The 4894-nt window shown below is 62.2% G+C and carries 5 protein-coding genes; all 5 read left to right on the top strand.

What is annotated here, in order from left to right:
* Positions 1-34 precede the first annotated feature (34 nt).
* Complete coding sequence (locus AC1DUU_RS22935; RefSeq protein WP_476785688.1) at positions 35-796, top strand: ABC transporter ATP-binding protein; 762 nt, start codon at positions 35-37, stop codon at positions 794-796.
* On the top strand, positions 796-1632 hold the full coding sequence (locus tag AC1DUU_RS22930; protein ID WP_476785687.1) for an ABC transporter permease: 837 nt from the start codon (positions 796-798) through the stop codon (positions 1630-1632). The genes AC1DUU_RS22935 and AC1DUU_RS22930 overlap by 1 nt, the downstream gene beginning before the upstream one ends.
* Positions 1633-1674: 42 nt before the next feature.
* Entirely contained in the window at positions 1675-3027 is a 1353-nt protein-coding gene (locus AC1DUU_RS22925) for an FAD-dependent oxidoreductase (RefSeq protein WP_476785686.1), read from the top strand.
* A 20-nt stretch (positions 3028-3047) separates the two neighbouring features.
* Positions 3048-4241 carry a CaiB/BaiF CoA transferase family protein gene (locus AC1DUU_RS22920; protein WP_476785685.1) on the top strand — a complete coding sequence of 398 codons (1194 nt, stop codon included), beginning with the start codon at positions 3048-3050 and terminating at the stop codon, positions 4239-4241.
* Between the two features lie 77 nt (positions 4242-4318).
* The coding region (locus tag AC1DUU_RS22915) for an enoyl-CoA hydratase-related protein (protein ID WP_476785684.1) at positions 4319-4894 on the top strand (576 nt) is incomplete at its 3' end.

Genomic DNA, 4894 nt, shown 5'->3' with positions numbered 1-4894 from the left:
CTCGGTGCCTGAAAGGGCCGGCGCCATTTCTCCGATGCCGAACGAGACACCTGCCGTTCGGCTCTGCAACGTCAGCGTGGATTTCGGTCCGGTCCGAGCCCTGGAGAACGTCAGCTTCGACGTCGCACAGGGCGATTTCCTGACGCTCCTTGGTCCCTCTGGCTGTGGCAAGTCCACCTTGCTGCGGGTGGTTTCCGATCTCATCAGCCCGTCTCACGGCTCGGTGGATGTTCTCGGCGGAACCGCCGAGGCAGCGCGCAAACGGCGCGACATCGGCTTCGTCTTTCAGGATGCGGCGCTGCTGCCTTGGCGCACGGCGCTCGAAAATGTGCGGCTGCCGCTGGAAATCGGTAATGCGGGCGAGCAATCGAACCGGCGTGAACCGGCCGAACTRCTCGACCTCGTCGGGCTCGGCGACCGGCGGGACGCGCTCCCGGGCCAACTTTCCGGCGGCATGCGGCAGCGGGTCTCCATCGCCCGCGCGCTCGTCAATCAGCCGAAGCTGCTGCTGATGGACGAACCCTTCGGTGCGCTCGACGAGATTACCCGCGATCACCTGAACGAAGCGCTGTTGCGTGTCTGGGAAACGACAGGGGTGACGATCATGTTCGTGACCCACTCCATCTATGAGGCGGCTTTTCTCAGCCAGAGGGTACTTCTGCTGCAGGCTCGTCCGGGGCGAACGAAGGAGATGATCGACATTCCCCTTCCGCGGCCGCGTATCTCGGCAACCAAAGACCTGCCGGAGTTCGTGGAAACATCGATACGCCTGCGTAAAGTTCTGGAGACCTGCTGATGCACTCTTCCTCTGTCGATGCCGTGGCAGCAGCCAACATGGCACAGGCCGGCAACGCGGCGCAAAAAACGGGTTTCCTGGAGCGTAACAAGGGCATCGTCCTGCCTCTGGCAGTCTTTGTCGCCACGCTCCTCCTGTGGGAATGGACGGTACGCTTCTTCGACGTCAAGGCCTTCATCGCGCCCGCGCCGTCAACGGTGATGAGCACGCTCGTTTCCGAATTCCCGATGCTTATGCACAATCTCGGCGTGACGGCGTTCGAGTCGATCGTAGGCTTCATCATCGGCAATGTGCTTGCCTGCCTGGTGGCTGTCGCCTTCGTCTACCGGCGCTGGATCGACCAGGCGTTCTTTCCGTTGATCGTCGTCATCAACACCATTCCGCTGGTCGCAAAGGCGCCCATCTTGGTGCTTTTGCTCGGCAACGGTTTCGTGCCGAAGATCATCATCGTGGCCACGATCTGTTTCTTCCCGACGCTGGTGAACATGACGCGCGGCCTGCGCGACGTTTCCGAGCAACATCTGGAGCTGATGAAGATCCTGTCGGCCTCCGAGCGCGAGGTCTTTATCAAGCTGCGGTTCTATGGTGCGCTGCCTTATCTGTTTTCCGCGCTGAAGATCACCGCCTCGAGTGCGGTGGTGGGAGCGATAATCGGCGAATGGATCGGTGCGACCGTTGGTATCGGCGCCCTGATCATCCAGGCCACCTATCAGTACGACTCCGGGATCCTCTATGCGACGATCATCGTGGCGTCAGCCTTCTCCGCGATCTTCTTCGGACTGGTCGCCTGGCTCGAAAAACACATGCTGAAGTGGCGCTTCGACGGCACCAAGTAGCTGAATCTTCAAAACAAATCTTAAATACTGGAGGAAACTGCAATGTCGATTGCACGGGATCATATTGTCGAAAATCAGGGTCGGGTCCCTGTTGTCGCACACGCCGACGTGGTCGTGGTGGGCGGAGGGCCCGCCGGCATCAGCGCCGCGGTGGCCGCATCACGGAACGGTGCCAAGGTCATCCTGCTCGAGCGTTACCCCTATCTCGGCGGCCTTGCCTCGGGCGGCATGGTGCTGGTGCTGGATGACATGTCGGACGGCAAGAACCAGACGGTTCGCGGCATCTGCTCCGAAGTCATCGAGCGCATGGAGAAAATGGGTCTCTGCGTGGTGCCGCCGGAAGCCGAACATGGCTCGAGCCCCGAACTCTACCGCAAGTGGGGTCGCTGGGGCGTCTACCACTTGCACTCCAAGAAGAAGCCGCCGGAAATCTGCCCGGCTGCTGCCTTCGACCCAGATGCCTTCAAACGCGCCTCCAACGATATCGTCATGGAGTCTGGCGTGCATCTGCGCACTCACTCCTGGTTCTCCAAGACGATCGTGGAAGATGGCCGGGCCGTGGGCGTGATATGCGAGACCAAGGAGGGCCGCCAGGCCATTATGGGGTCCATCATCGTAGATGCGTCGGGTGATCTCGACGTCGCAGCCTCGGCAGGCAGTGCATTCACCGCCGGCGCGTTCATCCTCACGACCGTCTTCCGCCTCGGCGGGATCGATACCGACGAGGCCGAACGCTTCGAATATGAAGCGCCGGAAGAATTCCAGAGGATCGACCGCGAGGTGAAGCGCATCCTCGGCGGCAGCTGGGAGAAGTGGTGGCTGAAGACGCCGCTTCCGGGCGTCATCTGGTGCAATTGTCCGCACATGGCCGGGTTCGACGGTTTGAAGGTCGACGATCTTACCAGGGCCGATATCGAGGGCCGCCGCCGGATGCATGACGCAATGGACTATGCGAAAGCGCATCTGCTCGGTTTCGCCAATGCCTATTTCATAGACGTGGCCCCGCAGCTTGGCGTGCGCCAGACCCGTCTCCTGCAAGGCGAGTATGTCGTCACCAAACAGGACGTTCTGGAGCGCAGGTATTTCCACGATACGGTCGCTCGTGGGCGTGACTACTATTATCCCTACCGCTCGTTCCTGCCGAAGGGCATCGACAACCTGCTGGTAGCCGGCCGGCACTATTCGTCCTCGTCCGATGCGCAGAAGATTTCCCGCGAGATTCCGCCATGCATGGCCATGGGCGAGGCGGTCGGCGTGGCAGCGGCAGTTGCCCTGAATGCCGGTGTTAACGTGGCCGATGTCGACATAGCCAAGGTTCGCGCACTGCTACGAAGCCAGGGCGCCGATCCCGGCGATGCACCGGTCGACGCACCGGTCGCCGAGATGGCCCTGTGACGGCAGCTGGAGAAAAGCACATGGACAAGCGAGAAATGCCCCAGCCGCTGGAAGGCGTGCGCGTCATCGACTTCACGCAAGTGATGTTCGGCCCCTGCGGCACGCTGGTGCTGGCCGACTACGGCGCCGACGTCATCAAGATCGAGAAACCCGGTTTCGGCGATCTGATCCGCCATTCCTTCAAGGAAGACCCAGAAGGCATCGAGAATGCCGTCTACCGTTCGGTCAACCGCAACAAGCGCTCGATGGAGGTCGACGTCCGCAGCGCAGAGGGCCGCCAAGTCATCTACGATCTGGTGAAGACCGCAGACGTCGTCGTCGACAATTTCCGGGCAGGCGTGATTGACCGCCTCGGCTTTAGTTACGACGTTCTGTCGGAGATCAACCCGCGCATCGTCTGCGCCTCGGGCACCGGTTTTGGCGGCACCGGCCCGCTCGCCTATAAGGGCGGGCAGGACATCCTGCTTCAGGCGCTGTCGGGCGTCATGGCGCGCAAGCCCAACGCGGACGCCGCGCCAGCGGTCTTCGCCACGGCGCTGTGCGACTATACGGCCGGCATGCATCTTGCCCAGGCGATCATGCTGGCGCTTCTTCAGCGCGAAAAGACCGGCCGCGGCCAGAAGGTGTCGGTTGCGATGTTCGACTCCATGCTGGCAATGCAGATGCAGGAGGTGGCTGTCTGGTTCAAGGACGGCCGCGAACTCAACTGGGGAGACCGTCCGCTGAGCGGCGTTTTCCCCACGACCGATAGTGCGATCGTCATCGTCGGCGCCTTCAAGGAAAACCCCTTGCAGCTCATCTGCCGGGCGTTGGGTCTGCCCGATCTGTCGCAAGAGGTGAAGTACGCAGACATTACCGGCCAGATCGCCCATAAGCCGGAGCTACAACGCCTGTTCCGCACGACGATTGCCACCAACACGACCGCGCACTGGCTCGAGCGCTTCGACGAGCAGGATATTCTCTGCGCGCCGGTGCTAGATCTCGGCGAGGCCCTGGATCACCCCCAGACCGCTGAAAACGGCAAGCTCGTCACCACCGAGAATGGCGAACGGTACTTCGGTTCGCCGCTCGGTTTGCAGAAGGGGGCTTTCCGCTTGCGGCACGACCCGCCGCGCCTTGGCCAGCACACCACGGAGATCCTGGCAGAGCTGGAAATCCGTTCAACACCGGCGATCGACACGGCCGGGCCGGTTCGAACGGCAAAGCGCGCGTAAGTCAGGCTGCTACCGCCCCGCAACGCAATGACGCCCGCCGTCCGGAATGGCGCCGGGCCCAGAGGTGAAATGACAAAATGACAGTCGTCTGCGAAGTGAAAGACCATCTGGCGCGCGTGACCATCGACCGGCCGCAGGTGATGAATGCGGTCGATGCGGAAACGCAAGCCGCGCTGGTCGATGTCTGGAACAAGATCGAGGCAGATCCGGATGTGCGTTGCGTGGTGCTGACAGGCAGTGGCGAGCGCGCCTTCAGCGCTGGCGCCGACATGAAGAGCGGGTCGGAAAAGCGAGGGCTCGAATATTGGGCCTCGATGCTCGGTGGAGGTTTCGGCGGCATTTCCACCCGCACCACGCTCAATGTTCCCATTATTGCTCGGGTGAACGGGCTGGCGCTCGGCGGTGGCTTCGAGATGGTGCTTGGCTGCGACATCGTGATTGCATCCAGCGCAGCCTCCTTCGGCTTGCCGGAACCGCGCTTCGGCAGGCTGGCGCTCGCCGGCGGCATCACCCAGTTGTCCCAGCGCATACCGCGCGCGATCGCTATGGGCATGTTGCTGACCGGTGCACGCATCGACGCTGCGGAAGCCTATCGCGTTGGGCTCGTCAACGAGGTCGTGGAGCCGGACCAACTGGATGCAGCGGTGGACCGG

The sequence above is a fragment of the Aminobacter sp. P4_H6_2 genome (genome assembly GCF_056400805.1).
The sequence above is the reverse complement of the archived record's forward strand: the minus strand, read 5'-3'. Positions and strand labels throughout refer to the sequence as shown.